General features: G+C 69.0%; 14 protein-coding genes. 11 read left to right on the top strand and 3 right to left on the bottom strand.

All coding sequences use genetic code 11. From position 1 onward, the window contains the following. The first annotated feature begins 4 nt into the window (after window positions 1-4). The 3 genes from ABZS58_RS44935 to ABZS58_RS44925 all read left to right on the top strand — a co-directional run bounded on the left by ABZS58_RS44935 (window position 5) and on the right by ABZS58_RS44925 (window position 5,093). Window positions 5-628 (top strand): hypothetical protein, encoded by a 624-nt coding sequence (locus ABZS58_RS44935; protein ID WP_354790331.1) that lies wholly within the window; start codon window positions 5-7, stop codon window positions 626-628. Continuing rightward, window positions 628-1,662 carry a hypothetical protein gene (locus ABZS58_RS44930; RefSeq protein ID WP_354790329.1) on the top strand — a complete coding sequence of 345 codons (1,035 nt, stop codon included), beginning with the start codon at window positions 628-630 and terminating at the stop codon, window positions 1,660-1,662. The genes ABZS58_RS44935 and ABZS58_RS44930 overlap by 1 nt, the downstream gene beginning before the upstream one ends. A gap of 113 nt (window positions 1,663-1,775) precedes the next feature. Then, a complete protein-coding gene (locus ABZS58_RS44925) occupies window positions 1,776-5,093 on the top strand; it encodes a beta-L-arabinofuranosidase domain-containing protein (RefSeq protein ID WP_354790328.1) in 3,318 nt (1,105 codons plus the stop codon). 112 nt (window positions 5,094-5,205) lie between these two features. Here the strand turns inward: ABZS58_RS44925 and ABZS58_RS44920 are convergent, their stop codons facing one another. Both ABZS58_RS44920 and ABZS58_RS44915 read right to left on the bottom strand, forming a co-directional pair. Then, on the bottom strand, window positions 5,206-6,222 hold the full coding sequence (locus ABZS58_RS44920; protein WP_354790326.1) for a LacI family DNA-binding transcriptional regulator: 1,017 nt from the start codon (window positions 6,220-6,222) through the stop codon (window positions 5,206-5,208). A gap of 4 nt (window positions 6,223-6,226) precedes the next feature. Next, window positions 6,227-7,708, bottom strand: coding sequence for an alpha-L-arabinofuranosidase C-terminal domain-containing protein (locus ABZS58_RS44915; RefSeq protein WP_354790325.1), 1,482 nt, complete (start codon window positions 7,706-7,708; stop codon window positions 6,227-6,229). 243 nt (window positions 7,709-7,951) lie between these two features. Between ABZS58_RS44915 and ABZS58_RS44910 the strand changes: the two genes are divergently transcribed. From ABZS58_RS44910 to ABZS58_RS44875, 8 genes are all read left to right on the top strand, one after another. Further along, window positions 7,952-9,193: an extracellular solute-binding protein gene (locus ABZS58_RS44910; protein ID WP_354790323.1), complete on the top strand. Its 1,242-nt coding sequence runs from the start codon at window positions 7,952-7,954 to the stop codon at window positions 9,191-9,193. A gap of 27 nt (window positions 9,194-9,220) precedes the next feature. Beyond that, window positions 9,221-10,162, top strand: a complete 942-nt coding sequence (locus ABZS58_RS44905) for a sugar ABC transporter permease (protein ID WP_354790322.1) — start codon at window positions 9,221-9,223, stop codon at window positions 10,160-10,162. Next, on the top strand, window positions 10,159-10,977 hold the full coding sequence (locus ABZS58_RS44900; protein WP_354790321.1) for a carbohydrate ABC transporter permease: 819 nt from the start codon (window positions 10,159-10,161) through the stop codon (window positions 10,975-10,977). The genes ABZS58_RS44905 and ABZS58_RS44900 overlap by 4 nt, the downstream gene beginning before the upstream one ends. 491 nt (window positions 10,978-11,468) lie before the next feature. Next, a complete protein-coding gene (locus ABZS58_RS44895; RefSeq protein WP_354790319.1) occupies window positions 11,469-11,780 on the top strand; it encodes a hypothetical protein in 312 nt (103 codons plus the stop codon). A gap of 179 nt (window positions 11,781-11,959) precedes the next feature. Next, window positions 11,960-12,169, top strand: coding sequence for a hypothetical protein (locus ABZS58_RS44890; protein WP_354790317.1), 210 nt, complete (start codon window positions 11,960-11,962; stop codon window positions 12,167-12,169). A gap of 524 nt (window positions 12,170-12,693) precedes the next feature. Continuing rightward, complete coding sequence (locus tag ABZS58_RS44885; RefSeq protein WP_354790316.1) at window positions 12,694-13,137, top strand: hypothetical protein; 444 nt, start codon at window positions 12,694-12,696, stop codon at window positions 13,135-13,137. A 183-nt stretch (window positions 13,138-13,320) separates the two neighbouring features. Next, window positions 13,321-13,584 carry a DUF1883 domain-containing protein gene (locus ABZS58_RS44880; protein WP_354790314.1) on the top strand — a complete coding sequence of 88 codons (264 nt, stop codon included), beginning with the start codon at window positions 13,321-13,323 and terminating at the stop codon, window positions 13,582-13,584. Between the two features lie 228 nt (window positions 13,585-13,812). Beyond that, window positions 13,813-14,085: a hypothetical protein gene (locus ABZS58_RS44875; RefSeq protein WP_354790312.1), complete on the top strand. Its 273-nt coding sequence runs from the start codon at window positions 13,813-13,815 to the stop codon at window positions 14,083-14,085. Window positions 14,086-14,182: 97 nt separating this feature from the next. Here ABZS58_RS44875 and ABZS58_RS44870 read toward each other — a convergent pair whose 3' ends face one another. Then, window positions 14,183-14,815, bottom strand: a complete 633-nt coding sequence (locus ABZS58_RS44870) for a hypothetical protein (protein ID WP_354790311.1) — start codon at window positions 14,813-14,815, stop codon at window positions 14,183-14,185. Between the last annotated feature and the right edge of the window lie 136 nt (window positions 14,816-14,951).

Raw genomic sequence — 14,951 nt, 5'->3', positions numbered from 1 at the left:
CAGCATGAACACACGCGCTCGACTTCACCTGGCCACCGCCACGGCCGTGCTGGCGGGTAGCACCGCCTTCGCGGGCGTCGCGGCCGCCGAACCCGGGGACTCCAGCGATGTCAACGTGACCGTCGACATCCCCGTGATCCACCAGCCCGGCGTCCTGGCCCTCAGCGTCGCCGCCAACGCGGTGAACCTGGCGGAGAACGGCTCCACCGCCCTGGTGCGCCAGTTCACCGGCACCCTGCCGACGGTCACCGTCACCGACACCCGCACCGCGGAGGAGGTCCCGGCCGGGGCCGCGTGGGCGGTGCTCGGCACGTCCAGCAACTTCACCGGCACGGCGGGGCAGCCCGCCATCACCGCCGACCACCTCGGCTGGAAGCCGCGCCTGATCGACGGCGGCGAGACCGGCCAGGTGAGCGAGGGTGAGGAGGTCGTGACGGTGCTCGACGACCCGACGCAGCCGGGCAACAACGTCGGCCTCAAGGACCAGGAGCTGCTGGTCTCCACGTACGACTCGGCGGCGGTGACCGGCGGCTCGTACGACGTGAACGCCGACCTGTTCCTGCGCACCCCCGCCGACGTCGCGGCCGGCTCTTACCACGCCACGCTGACGATCTCGCTGTTCGAGTAATGATCCTGTCCCGCTCGGCCCGGACCGCGGTGGTGGTGCTCACCGCGGTCCTGGCCGTCCCCCTCGCCCCCACCCCAGCCGTCGCGGACCCGAGCCCGAGCCCCGCCGGCAAGCTCACCTGGACCGTCCAGCCCGCCACCGAGAGCGGGCCGGACGGCCGCCGCTGGGTCGAGCGCACCCTCGACCCGGGTCAGCTCGTCACCGAGCACATGGCCGTGCGCAACCTCGGCAAGATCCCGGCGGTCTTCGTCCTGTCGGCCGCCGACGGTTACCTCACCGACAAGGGTCGCTTCAACATGCTGCCCGCCGACCGGCCCTCCAAGGACGGCGGCACCTGGATCGCGGTGCAGCCGCAGGTCACCGTCGGCGCGAACGAGACCAAGGTCGTGCCGTTCACCATCACCGTCCCGCGCGACGCCGCCCCGGGCGACCACCCGGCCGGCATCGCCGCCTCGGTGCTCAGCAGCAACGGCACCGTCCAGGTCGAGAGCCGGGTCGGGTTCCGGGTGATGCTGCGCGCCAGCGGCAGCGTGCAGGCCGCCCTGGCCGCGCAGGGCCTCACCGCCCGCTATGACCGCTCGTGGAACCCGCTTCGCCCAGGCGCGGTCCATGTCACCTACACGCTGGTCAACACCGGCAACGTGCGGGTCGACGCCCGGGCAGGCGCCTCCGTCGCCGAGCTGTTCGGCGCTCACCGCCGCGACGCAGGCGTGGAGACGGGGGAGCTGTTGCCCGGCGGAGGCCGCGAGGCCGACACCCGCATCCCCGGCGTGTGGGGTCTGGTCCGCGTGCGAACCACGGTCGTGCTCACCCCGTCGGTGCTCGGCGATGCCGGGCCGGGCACGCGGGCGAGCCCGGCGACGGCGGAGGTGACGGCCTGGATCGTGCCCTGGCCGCAGCTCTTCGTGCTGGTGGTGCTCGTGGCGCTCTTCTTCGTCCAGCGCGCCTTCCGGCGCACCCGGCGCCGCCGCCTGGCCCGCCTGCTGGACGAGGCACGGCGGGAAGGACGGGCCACGGCACTCGCGGTGAAGTAGGAATTGTTAGCGCTAACATCGAGAAAGGCAGCACTTCGAATGGGTCATTGACCACATCTGAAGTGAGCGCTAACAATGGGGGCAGTACACCCCTCGGGAAGGAATGACCTTCAGTGGCCAATCGACGTCAGATTCTGCAGGCCTCCGCGCTCGGCGCCGCGACCATCGCCGGCGCGGGCCTGCTCGACCCTGTCTCCGCCGCCGCGGCCGTCACCGCGGCGGCCGCCGCCCCGCCCCAGCCCGGCCCGGGCGGGACCGCGCCCGTCCGCCCCTTCCAGCTGCGCGACGTGCGGCTCGGCAGCGGCGTGCTGCAGGAGAAGCGGGACCGGACCAAGGCGTTCCTGCGCGCCTACGACGAGCGCCGCTTCCTGGTGCTGTTCAACAATCAGGCCGGCCGGACGAACCCGTCGGGGGTCAACGTTCCGGGCGGCTGGGAGGACGGCGGTCTGCTCAGCGGCCACTGGGCCGGGCACCACATGACCGCCCTCGCGCAGGCGTTCGCCGACCAGGGCGAGGCGGTCTACAAGTCCAAGCTCGACTGGATGGTGGGCGAGCTGGCCGCGTGCCAGGCCGCCATCACGGCCCGGATGAGCACCGGCGGCACCGGCGGCGGGGGACAGCCCGCCCCGCAGATCGGCCGTGTGCAGGGCCGCTTCGGCAACGCGCTGAAGCTCAACGGCACCAGCAAGGCGCAGTACTGCACGCTGCCCCAGGAGGCCATCAACCAGCTCACCGACTTCACCATCGCGACCTGGATCAACCTCGCCGCCACGACCAGCTGGACCCGGCTGTTCGACTTCGGCCAGTCCACGACCGTCAACATGTTCCTGACCCCGCGGGCCGGCGTGACCGGCAACGTGCCGCGCTTCGCCATCACCGTCGGCGGGACGGGCCAGGAGCAGCAGATCAACGGCAGCTCGGCGCTGCCCACCAACCAGTGGGTGCACATCGCGGTCACCCTGTCCGGCGAGACGGGGACGTTGTACGTCAACGCCCAGCCGGCCGGCACCAACGCCAACATGACGCTGAACCCGTCCAACCTCGGCAACCCCGGCAACCGGTGGATCGGGCGGTCGCAGTACGACGACCCGTTCCTGGACGCGGCGATCGACGAGTTCCACATCTTCGACCGGGCACTGAGCCAGACCGAGCTGCTGTCCATGCTGGACTCCCCGGCCGGGAGCACCGGGGGCGGCAACATCGCGTGGTACAAGTTCGACGAGGCCGACGGCACCGTGCTCAAGGACTCCTCGCCCAACGGCCGCGACGCCGGCATCGTGGCCGCCTCGACGGCCGGGCCGGCCGACTGGATCCCCACGTTCCCGGGCTACCTCGGCGCCATCCCGGAGGACGCGGCGCTGCGCCTCGGCCCGCCGCGCTGGGCGGTCTACGGCGGCAACGCCGCGACCAACACCTGGGCGCCGTGGTACACGCAGCACAAGATCATGCGCGGTCTGCTCGACGCGTTCTACAACACCGACAACGCCCAGGCCCTCGAGGTCGTCACGAAGATGGCGGACTGGGCCCACCTCGCGCTCACCATCGGCGACAAGAACCACCCCGACTACAAGGGCCCGCTGACCCGTGACGACCTGAACTACATGTGGGACCTCTACATCGGCGGCGAGTTCGGCGGCGCGAACGAGATCTTCCCGGAGATCTACGCGCTCACCGGCGACGCGAAGCACCTGGAGACCGCCAAGGCATTCGACAACCGCGAGTCGCTCTTCGGCGCCTGCGTGGAGAACCGCGACATCCTCGTGGTCACCCCGCAGAACCGGCCCGGCCGGCGCCGCGGCGAGCGGCTGCACGCCAACACCCACGTGCCGCAGTTCATCGGATACCTGCGCGTCTTCGAGCACGGCGGCGGGCAGGAGTACTTCACCGCCGCGAAGAACTTCTACGGCATGATGGTGCCGCACCGCATGTTCGCCCACGGCGGCACGGGCGGCAACTACCCAGGCTCCAACAACAACCTCGAGCTGTTCCAGAACCGCGACAACATCGCCAACTCGGTGCCGACCAGCGGCGCGGAGACCTGCACCACGTACAACGTCATGAAGCTGGCCCGCAACCTCTTCCTGCACGAGCACGACCCCGCGTACATGGACTACTACGAGCGTGGCCTGCTCAACATGATCCCTGGGTCGCGGGCCGACACCGCCTCCACCGGCGACCCCCAGGTGACGTACTTCCAGCCGCTGGCGCCGGGCACCGTACGCGGCTACGGCAACACCGGCACCTGCTGCGGCGGCACCGGGCTGGAGAACCACACGAAGTACCAGGAGACCATCTACCTCAAGTCCGACGACGACACCACGCTGTGGGTCAACCTCTACCTGCCGTCGACGCTGACCTGGGCCGAGAAGGGCTTCACCGTCACGCAGGCGACGACGTACCCACGCGCGGACCAGACGAAGCTCACGATCGACGGCACCGGCCCGCTCGATCTGAAGCTGCGCGTGCCCGGGTGGTGCCGGCGCGGCTTCACCGTCACGGTCAACGGCGTCGCGCAGAACCTGAACGCGCAGCCCGGCTCGTACGTGACGCTCAGCCGCAACTGGAGCCGCGGCGACGTCGTCGAGATCAAGATTCCGTTCAGCATCCACATCGAGCGGGCCGTCGACCGCCCTGACACCCAGGCGATCTTCTGGGGTCCGGTGCTGCTGCAGATCATGGGCAACCCCGGCAGCGGCGCCTGGCGGGAGCTGTCGCTGTACCGCTTCCTGAAGCGCGACGGCGACCACTCGCGCGCGGCAGTGATGGCCGGGGCGGTCACGGCGGCCGGCGACCAGACGTTCACCGCGGGCGGGTTCACGCTGCGGCCGTACTACATCAGCGACACCCAGGCCGCCTCGTCGTACTTCCGCCGGGTCGAGCCGACCGTCGTCTTCGGCTCGGTCGACTCCGGGGTGCCCAACCGCAAACGCAACGACGGGCTGCCGAACTACGACGTCCCCGTCACCGGCGTCACGTCCCCGGGCACGGACGGCCCGACGTTCCTGGACCTGCTGTGGGACCGGGCACCGTTCGCGACCCACGGCCAGTTCATGGCGACGGTCAATGAGCTCGCGGCCCAGCTGTACACGGGGGTCGAGAAGGACGCGGTGGTGGCCGCGGCGGTCGCGGCCGAGCGCGAGCTCGCGACCGGGCCGTCGCTCAGCGTCGCCGTCGAGGCCCGCACGCAGACGATCGGCGCGACCAGGTACGTCTCGGTCAGCGCGCGCAACGACGACAGCGTGCCGCTCACCATCGAGCTGATCACGGCGTACGGATCGCGGACGGTCGCCGGGGTGGCACCCGGCAAGTCGGTGTACCAGTCGTTCAACTCGCGGGCCGCGTCGATCCCGGCCGGCACCGTGACCGTCAAGGCCACCGGCGTCATCGACGGGCAGACGGTGACGGCGGAGTTCTCCGCCTCGTACAACTGATGCGATCTTCCGCACCCCGGGGCCGCAGTCGCAGGCGCCCCGGGGTGCGGACTCGCTGGGCCAGTTCAAGGGCGATCAGTCCGCCCCGCCCCGCACATCGACTCATGGGCGGTCAAGCCGACTTGCGCACCACGAGCGAGTAGTCCGTGAGCACTTCGGTCGGCGGCGTGCCACGGCCGGCGACGCGTGCTGCGAGCATGTCGACGGCCTGCTTGGCGACCTGCGCGGTGCCCGGCTCGATCGTGGTGAGCGGCGGCGTGGTGAACTCCGCCATCGCGACGTTGTCGAATCCGATGACGGCCACGTCGTCCGGCACGCGTACGCCGCGGGCCGCGAGCGTGTGGAGCGCGCCGAACGCCATCGTGTCGTTGAAGCAGAAGACCGCATCTGGCGGCTGCGGCAGGCCGAGGAGGCGCGCCATGCCGGCGGCGCCGTCGCGCAGGTGCCACTCTTCGGCGATGACGACGTGCTCGGCGGGCAACGAAAGGCCGTTCTTGGCGAGCGTGTCGCGAAATGCGTCGAGGCGCAGCGACGCGGCCGACGTGGTGGCGACGCGCGGGTTCGCGCCGATCGCGGCGATCCGGCGGTGGCCGCGGTCGATGAGGTACTGCGTCGCGAGCCGGGCCGCCTCGGTGTTGGCCATGGTGACGTGGTCGACGGGTCCGCGGAAGATCCGCTCGCCGAGGATGACGAGGCGGTCGTTGCCCGTGAGGTGCCGCTCGTCGCCGGGCCCGAGCGCGTGGGGCTGGAAGATCAGGCCGTCGGAGTGCTGGCGGCGTGCGCCGGAGAGGATCGCGATCTCGATGTCGCGGCGTGCACCGGTCTGCTGGATGACGACGGTCCAGTCGTGCCGCTCGGCCTCGGTCATGATTCGCCCGGCGAGGTCGGTGAAGTAGTCGATCGTCAGGTCAGGGATGGCGAGCGTGATCGTGCCGGTTCGCCCTGTCCGCAAGCTGCGCGCTGACGTGTTCAGGCGGTAGCCGAGTTCGTCGACAGCGCGCAGCACTCGGTCACGCGTCTCGGGCCGCACCGACGTGTGCCCGGAGAGCACGTTGGACACGGTCCGGGCCGTGACACCGGCGCGGGCGCCGACGTCGGCCATCGTGACGCTCTCGCCCTTGCGTGCCATCTGCTCACCCACTTCCGGTTGCGCAGCCGATGCGGACGGTGGCCCACGATACAGGCGGCAGCCGAAGGGCGAGCGTCCCGTCGTCGAGCCGCGTGTCCAGCGGTCGCGGCGCGACGGCGTCGGGGTCGTCGACCGTGTTCGTCGCCGTGGGGTCCGGCGCCCACAACAGCTCGGCGTGCTCGACGGAGCGCGGGGCCAGCTCGCGCAGGTCGAGCGCGATGTCGGTGACCGTGGTTGTCGAACGGTTGGCCAGGTGGACGAGCGCATGGTCGCCGCCCGGGGAGACGGTCACGACACAGGTCGCATCGGCGCCGCCCGTCGCGTCCGCCGCGGTGTCCAGCACGGTGTGGCCCGCGCTGCGGGCGACGGCGGCGAACGGGTGGAAGGTGGTCTGCCGCCAGGCGGGCCGGCCGGGCTCGGCGCGGATCGGGCCGATCACGTTGACGAGCTGTGCCATCGCGGCGATGGCCACGACGTCGGCGTGGCGCAGGATGCTCTGCAGCAACGTGCCGACCACGACCGCGTCGGCGAGCGTGTACGTCTCCTCGAGGATGCGCGGCGCCTCCTCGAACACGCGGTGTGGCTCGATCTCGTCGTACGACGTGTAGTTCCACACGTTCCACTCATCGAGGCTGATGCGGATGTCGCGCTCGCTGCGCGTCGCGGCCCGCACGTGCGCGATGGTCGCGGCGACGTCATCGAGGAACCGGTCCAGCACATCCGACGAGCGCAGGAACCGTGCACGGTCGCCCTCGTCGTAGAAGTAGATGTGACACGACAGGTGATCGACGAGGTCGATCGTGCGGGTCAGCACTTCCCGCTCCCATGCGCCGAACGTGGGCATCCGCTCGTGCGAGCTGCCGACCACGACGAGTTCGAGCGCGGGGTCGAACCGGCGCATCGCGGCGGCGGTAACGGCCGCGATCTCAGCGTAGGCGGCAGCGGAGCGGTGGCCGAGCTGCCACCGGCCGTCGGCCTCGTTGCCGAGGCACCACAGGCGCACGTCGTGCGGCTCGGGTGAGCCGTTCGCGACGCGAGCGTCGCAGAGCGTCGTGCCGCCCGGGTAGTTGGCGTATTCGAGCAGGTCGAGCGCCGAGCGTGCGTCGCCGAGGCCGAGGTTGAGCGCGAGCATCGGCTCGACGCCGGCGTGCCGGCACCATGCCACGAACTCGTCGGTGCCGAAGATGTTCGGCTCGATGGTCTTCCAGGCGAGGTCGAGGCGGCGTGGGCGGGCGTCTCGCGGGCCGACGCCGTCGCGCCAGTCGTAGCCCGAGACGAAGTTCCCGCCGGGATAGCGCACCACGGTGACGCCGAGCTCGCGGACGAGCTCGAGCACGTCGCCGCGGAAGCCCTCAGGCGTCGCGGACAGGTCCTCGGGGGCGAACAGCCCACCGTAGACGCCGCGGCCCAGGTGCTCGACGAACGAGCCGAACAGGCGCGGGTTCGCAGTGCCGATCCGGCGGGCCAGCCGGAGCCTCACGGGCACGGCGGGGGTGTGGTCATCCACGTCGACGATCTACCTCTCTCAGTTGTTCATCGATGAAATTAGGCGACAGATGCGGCAGCGTCAACGGGACCGCTGATCGACGGCGATTTTGCGCGAGACGCTTGACGAAAAGCTTTTCGGCGTGCAAAGTCACTGCCCTAACAGGGCCGATTCATCGATGAAACAAACCTGGGATGCGGCGGCACCGCCGCACGGTCAATGGCGACAGGAAGGAGACAGCTCATGAGAAACGCACGCCTCGCCCGCGCGCTCGTCGCGCTGGTCGGGGCCGCAACGCTCGGCCTGGCGGCCTGCTCGTCCGGCAGTCCGAGCAGTGAGGGCTCGACCACGCTGACGGTCTGGCATTACTACAACACCGACGGACAGGTGCAGGGCCTGCAGCGGCTTGCGACCGCGTTCGAGGCCAAACACTCCGGCGTGCACGTCCAGTTCCAGTACGTGCCGGTCGAGCAGATGACGACGAAGGCAGTCACCGCCGCGGGTGCCAAGACGGGCCCCGACGTGCTGGTCTTCGGTGCCTCGGGCACCTACCCGCTGGCGCAGGCAGGCGCGATCAAGCCGATGGACGACTGGTGGTCCGCGTACTCCGATGCCAGGCAGTTCCCCGACGGCGTCCTGCAGAAGGTCGACGGGAAGCTGTACGGCGTCCAGGGCTACGTCAACCTGCTCGGCCTCTGGTACAACAAGGACCTGCTCGACCAGATCGGCGCCCAGGTTCCCACCACGATTCCCGAGCTTGAGGGCGTGATGGCGAAGGCCGTCAAGGCCGGCAAGCAGGGCATAACGCTCACCGGCAAGCCGGGCCTCGAGAGCCAGTGGCAGGGCTTCCCCTGGTTCACGTCGAACGGGTTCACCTACGGCGACGCTCAAGCCGCGCCCATGGCGCAGACATACACGATGCTCCAGGACTGGACCGCCAAGGGATACCTGTCCAAAGAGGCGGCGGCGTGGGACCAAGTGGTCCCGTTCCAGCAGTTCGCCGGCGGCTCGTCGGTGTTCGCGGTCAACGGCAACTGGCAGATCGCCGCCGCGGCCCAGGCCAAGTTCAAGTACGGCGTCGCACCTCTGCCGATCACCTCGCAGGGCGGCGTCCTGCTGGGCGGCGAGGTGCAGAACGTCGGGGCGTTCTCGAAGCACCCCGACCTGGCGAAGCAGTTCCTCGAGGACGCGTTCTTCTCGGTTGACGGCGAGCTCGCGCTGCTCGACGCGTTCGGCTCGATCCCGGCGCGCGCCGACGCCGCGGCGTCGACGAAGATCAGCAGTGACCCCGTCCTCAGCGTGTTCGGCAAGATCGTGCAGCAGCAGGGACGCCCGTCGCCGAGCCCACAGGTGCCGTCCAAGAACGTCGACAAGGTTGAGACGCTCGTCGGCAACTCCTGGTCAAAGGCGATCTCGGGTCAGGGCAAGCCGGAACAACTCGCCAACGAGCTGATCGACCAGCTCAAGCCCCTGTTGAAGGGCTGAGGTCGGATGAGTTCGAGCGTGCCCCCGGTGTCCACGCCGACGAGCACGACCGCCGCCGGCCTCTCCGCACCCGCACGGGCGCGGAGAGGCCGGCGCCACGGCCGCACCGTCGACCGTCGTGTCGCCCTGGCGACTCCCGCAGGTGCCCTGTTGCTCGCGCTGGCCGTCTGGCCGCTCGTCCAGCTCGGCGACATGAGCCTGCATGCAGTGAGTGCGGCGACCCTCAACTCCAACTGGGACTTCGTCGGTCTCGACAACTATGCGGCGATGCTGAGCGAGCGTGACTTCGGTCAGGTCTTGGCCAACACGGTGGCGTTCGTGATCATCGTGACCGCGATCGGGATGGTCGGCGGCTTCATGGTCGCGGTCGCCGTCTTGTCGTCGACCCGCGGTGGCTCCTTCCTGCTCGGTCTGATGGTGTTCGTCTGGGCGTTGCCGCCGGTCGTCAACGGATCGATCTGGAAGTTCCTCCTGGCTGACCAGGGCCTGGTCAACCAGATCCTCCGAACCCTCGGCGGTCACGGGGTGGGGTTCCTCTATGACTCCAAGTTCGCCCTGTGGTCGGTCGCGCTGGTCAATGCCTGGGCGGTCGTGCCGTTCAACGCACTCGTTCTGCGCGCGGCACTGCTCGGCGTCGACCCGCAGGTGCTCGAGGCCGCGGAGCTCGATGGGGCGCGGCCCTGGAAGCGGGTGTGGCACGTCCTGATGCCTGCGGGCCGCACCGCGGCGACCGTACTCACGATTTTGACGATCGTGTACGCCTTCCGCAGCTTCGACTTCATCTACGTCATGACGTCCGGCGGACCGGGAACGGCATCCACGACGCTGCCGTTCCTCGCGTACTCCGAAGCGTTCTTGACCCTCGACTACGGACGGGGGGCCGCGACGGCGCTCATCGCTCTCGCCGTTGTCGTCGTGCTTGCGCTGATCTACTCCCGCGACGTCCGCCGGACCGAGGAGGAGGCATGATCCGCCGCCGCGAGCCGGTCGCCTTCGCGTTCCGCTCCGTGCTCTACGTGCTCTACGGGCTTCCGTTGCTGTGGATCGTCCTCACGTCGCTCAAGAGCCAGGGCGAGGTGCTGTCGAGTCAGGCCTCGATCATGTTCCATCCGACGCTCGATGCGTATCGCGCTGCCATCGCTGATCCGGCGCTCGGTGCCGCTGTTCGTCAGTCGGCGACCGTGGCGATCGGCACGATGGCCGTGTGCCTCGCGTTCGCGACGCCCGCCGCGTACGCACTTGCCAGAGCGCGAAGCGCGATCGTCGTGCCGGCGCTCGTCCTTCTCGTCGTCCTCCAGATGGTGCCGCAGACCGCGAATCTCATCCCGCTGTTCTGGCTGCTGTCGAAGTGGGGACTGCTCGATACGACGCTCGGCCTCGTGCTCGCGGACGCGGCTATGTTCCTTCCGTGGGCGATCCTGCTGCTGCGCCCGTTCTTCGGGCAGATCCCGACCGCCATCGAAGAGGCCGCCCGCGTCGACGGCAGCTCCACGATCCGCACGTTCTGGTCGGTGGCGCTGCCGCTGGCCCGAAACGGGATCCTCACCGTGTCCTCGGTGATCTTCCTCGTCTCGTGGGGTGAGTTCCTCTATGGCATGACGTTCATGCTCTCGCCCGGGAAGTACCCGCTGTCGTCGCTGATCGCGGTGCAGTCCGGCGCTTATGGCGCGGACTGGCCGGCGATGATGGCGTTCGCCGTCGTCTCCGCGGTGCCCGTGCTCGTGGTGTACGTGGCCAGCTTGCGGCTGCTGTCCTCGGGTTTGACCATGGGCGCGGTCAAATAGCCGCGACACCGCGCCGGTGTCGGCGCGGTGTCGCTGCCGGGAAGCCGGTGCCTCAGGTCGTGATTCCATCGCGGATCATCCGTCCTGCCGCAACCCTCGCGGTGCTCGCGGGCCGATCGTATTGCCGCTCCCGTGACCGGCGTGTCGGTGCATCGGACGGCACTACGGGACGTTCGCCGGGTGCCGGCACACCGCGTGACGACGAGTTGTCGCACGACTCGGATCGCCCGCCCATCCGCTCGACGGTGACGTCTGACGGCGCCCGGGAGGGCAGGCGGGCGCGGTCTCATTGAACGGACCATCGCTGCTGCTGCTGCTCCTCCTCCTGGTCCCTCCGCCGCCGCTCGGCCCGTGCCTGCCGGTCGAGGTGCTCGGCGATGGCGTCCGCTCGATGCTCATCGGCCTGCCTGAGTGCCCGCCGACACCGCAGGCTCGCGAAGACCCACGTCCGGGACTGTACGGCGAGCGGTGTACCGGCAGAAGATGGAGTCATGCGTGTCGCGCTGCTGTACTTCGCTGACTGCCCGAACTGGCGCGAAGCCGGATACCGGCTGCGTCAGGCACTCCTCGAGATCGGCCGTCCCGACATCGAGATCGACTACCAGGCGGTGGAAACGGACGTTGAGGCCGCCGCTGCCGGCTTCGCCGGTTCGCCGACGTTTCACGTCGACGGCGCTGACCTGTTCGATACACCCGCCGCCGGTACGCTGGCCTGCCGGATCTATGCCACCGGCGACGGTCTCAGCGGCGTGCCGGACGTGGCGGCGCTGACCACAGCATTGCGAAAGCACGTCGGGTCATGACCGCCACAGAGCCGGCCCGCGAGGCCGTCAGCGGCGTCGACAGTGTCGGAGGGGTGACTGACCAGGACTAGGGCTTGGGGGAGCTCGTGGTCGTCGACCCTGACGGCAACCGGGTCCGGCTCGGCAGTCCGGTGCCGTGAGCGGCGGCTCGGCGACCCCGATCGGCCAGATTTACGGTCATGGCGTACCAGCTGATCGACAACGAGCCGCCCGCCGGCTCGATCGAGCACGCCACCTTCGTGGCGTTTCTGCCGGGCCGGGCCTGCGCCGCCCTGCCCGGCCCGGCGCTGATCAGCGGCACCGTGCTGCCTGGCGTTGACCGCGACCGCGCCGACCAGCACGGCGCGGCGGCGGGCCAGGGCGCGGAATTTCATGAGCGACGACACTGAGCGCGGGCCCGGGACAAGCTGGCCCGACTCGATCAGTTGCGTGCCCGTGCAGTGCTGTTTCCGATCCTCTGGGTGGCGGCCAGCTCGACGCCGCGGCTGGCCGTCGCCGTGTATGAGCTGAGCCACTGCGGCAAGACGCTGAGGGTGCCTTGGCGGCCGCGGACGAGGCCTGTGCGATGTGGCGGCGGCTGGCCGCGGAAGCACCGCTGACCGAAGCGGCCGCGGTAGCGTTCGACGGCGGATCACCGGTTTGGGGTCCGACTCCCGATGCAGCCGCACAGCGCGCTGCCGCAGGTCGTCGGGGTACTTCTTCGGTGCTGCCACGGATCTTCCTCCCCACGGCCATCAGACCATGATCAAGAGGCTCCGCAAAAGCGGGGGTGGCTCATTCCCCGGCCTGGAGGGCGATCTGGGAAGCGTCGTGTCACCAGGGAACGTGCTTTCCGGCCAGCGCGCTGCTCCTGCCCTGGCTCGCGCAAACCTGTGCCGCGTTCTCCGCGCAGGGGCGTGAGGAGGCTCTGACCTTGGCGGGCTTCATCGCGGTGGACGCCGCGGACGCTGACCGCGCCGCGTACGCCGGCGAGATCTCGGCCCTGCGCGCGCTCGCGGTCGAATCCCTGCACACCGCGTCAACCGACATCATGTTCGTGCACCTGCAGCAGGCTGTCCTCGGCTTCGACGGCGACGAAGTCTGGGCCAAGCAACTCGACCGTATCAACGACGGGGAAGTCGACGTGCAATGCCCGGACTGCGAGGAGGAACTCGTCGTTGACCTTACGTCCGGCGACTCGCTGATCAAGCCGGGACTGTCCTCCGCCCTGGCTGTCCACCTGCACGCTGCGGCCGTCCACGCGACCCGCGGCACCGTGGCGACCATGCTGCAGCGCCTTTTCGGCCAACTCGCCTGTCCCAGCTGCGGCACGCTCTTCGCGGTGGCCGACCACGTGGCCGGCGTCTCCTACGAGTGAGCTCCCCGCATCGCTCAGCCACCGATCGAGCATCGCCCAGCCTCGGACCACATGATCACATGCGCCCTCGTGCCGCGGAGCGCTCGCCACCCACAGCAGCGATAGCGACTCAGTCGCTGCCAAGGGCGGACCAGTTGGCGGATCGACCTTTACTGTCCGCGCCTGGCCAGCTACGAATGGTTCGTGGAGCATCTGTACTGGGACCTTGGGTCCTTCGCCGGCGGCGCCCAGTTTGAAGTGACCCTCCGAGGTTCGACCGCCAGGGTCATGCTCATGGATAGGGACGAGTATCAGGCCTATCTCGACGACGAAGAGTACGAGTACTACGGCGGCTTCTTCGACGTCAGCCCGGTTGTCCTTGAGGTGCCGTATGACGCCCGCTGGTACCTGGTAGTCGACAGCAACCCTCGTCGAATCAGTGTTGAGGTCGAACAGGTCTTCGACTGAGAGCGGAGTTGCGTACGGCCTACCCCCACCGGCTCCATGCGCGTCGACTCACCCACGCAGCAATGTCGGAGTGGCACGACTGCATGATCGGGTGCGCGCCCATGCCGCGACTGCTGCGCGTCGGTAGGACCGTGCTGGTTACCGTCAGTGACGGACGCGGTGACGCCAAGGCTTGCTGTTCTGCCGAGAACCGGACGGCTATGACATTGATACGCGCAACGATGTTTGGTGGAGGCCAACAACCTCTGGGATCATGGCCAGGTGCGGATGGGTGACCGTCTAGGAAAGCTCCGCGGCCAGATCCTATACGAGGTCCTCTGGCTCGACCGGGCGTTTGCGCCCTACTACTTGCTTGTGGCGGCGGTCGGAACGCTTTGTTTCGTGGTCCAGCTGACGCTCAACACCGGCTGGATGCGCCTGATCGCGCTCGGTTGGGTAGTCATCGTGCCACTGTGGATTCAACGCTACCGCCAGCACCGCAACGCGCGACGAGGTCGATAGTTCGGCTGTCAACGTCTGCACGTGGATCACGGCAACCCGCTTCAACCGACGTGCGACGCCGCACTGATCTGCCGCTGTCGGTGGGTGTCTGGCTGGGTTACAGGGTTCCGGATTCTGGCCAGTTGGACCAGTGTGTGTTGGGTGGCGTGTCCGGTGCGTACCGTTCCACGTCTCCAGTGGTAAGCACGTCGGCGAGTTGGTTGAAGGTCGTTGACTCGCTGGGGAGCTTGCCGTCGGGGTGGTGCCATTGGTCTAGCCGCATGATCTCGGGTAGGTCGGCCGGGATTCGCCGCCGAAGTTCCGATTCATCGGCCAGGAGCAGTTCTCGGTGGTCTGGGACGAGCCGGCGAAGCACGTCGATCAGTTCCTCGCCGTGTTCGGCGGGCATGTCGAGCCGGTCGCCTCGGATCACGATCGACGTTCCGCCGTACGTCTCGGGCTGGTCGTCGTCTTCGATCTCATCCCAGTTGTCGATCCGGTCGAGGAAGTCCGCGTTCTCGAAGCCCGGTTCGCCGCTGGTCAGGCAGTTGCCGAAGATGTGGAGGATGTCGGTGAGGTTGCCGGCCCGGGGCGAGTAGCCCACCGTCTCGACGATCAGCGCCCACCGCCGCGCGTCGCGGTATGCGTGAAGCCGTGCGTCGACAGCGTAGTAGTAGCCGTTGTTCAGGTCCGGAAACGTGTACTGTTCGGCCGCGGTGTCGAGCTGGCTGAGGATCTCAACAGAGTCCATGGCCGTGCAGCGTAACCGCGCACGCTCCGCCACGGGCGACCCGCGGCACCGGTAGGCCGCTGGCGAGGTGCCTGTCGTGCAGGTCCTTTTCCAGCGGCCCCCGGCCCGAACCCGCCGTGCCCGCTTTCCGGGCAAC

The organism is Dactylosporangium sp. NPDC005555, from assembly GCF_040605635.1.
Lineage (GTDB): Bacteria > Actinomycetota > Actinomycetes > Mycobacteriales > Micromonosporaceae > Dactylosporangium.
Note: the sequence above shows the minus strand (reverse complement) of the source record. Positions and strands in the feature narration are given on the sequence as shown.

What these genes read in the sequence shown, in the direction of transcription:
- ABZS58_RS44935 (WP_354790331.1), top strand. Translation starts at nt 5, where the DNA reads ATGAACACACGCGCTCGACTTCACCTGGCCACCGCCACGGCCGTGCTG.
- ABZS58_RS44930 (WP_354790329.1), top strand. Translation starts at nt 628, where the DNA reads ATGATCCTGTCCCGCTCGGCCCGGACCGCGGTGGTGGTGCTCACCGCG.
- ABZS58_RS44920 (WP_354790326.1), bottom strand. Translation starts at nt 6,222, where the DNA reads ATGGCACGCAAGGGCGAGAGCGTCACGATGGCCGACGTCGGCGCCCGC.
- ABZS58_RS44910 (WP_354790323.1), top strand. Translation starts at nt 7,952, where the DNA reads ATGAGAAACGCACGCCTCGCCCGCGCGCTCGTCGCGCTGGTCGGGGCC.
- ABZS58_RS44900 (WP_354790321.1), top strand. Translation starts at nt 10,159, where the DNA reads ATGATCCGCCGCCGCGAGCCGGTCGCCTTCGCGTTCCGCTCCGTGCTC.
- ABZS58_RS44895 (WP_354790319.1), top strand. Translation starts at nt 11,469, where the DNA reads ATGCGTGTCGCGCTGCTGTACTTCGCTGACTGCCCGAACTGGCGCGAA.
- ABZS58_RS44890 (WP_354790317.1), top strand. Translation starts at nt 11,960, where the DNA reads ATGGCGTACCAGCTGATCGACAACGAGCCGCCCGCCGGCTCGATCGAG.
- ABZS58_RS44870 (WP_354790311.1), bottom strand. Translation starts at nt 14,815, where the DNA reads ATGGACTCTGTTGAGATCCTCAGCCAGCTCGACACCGCGGCCGAACAG.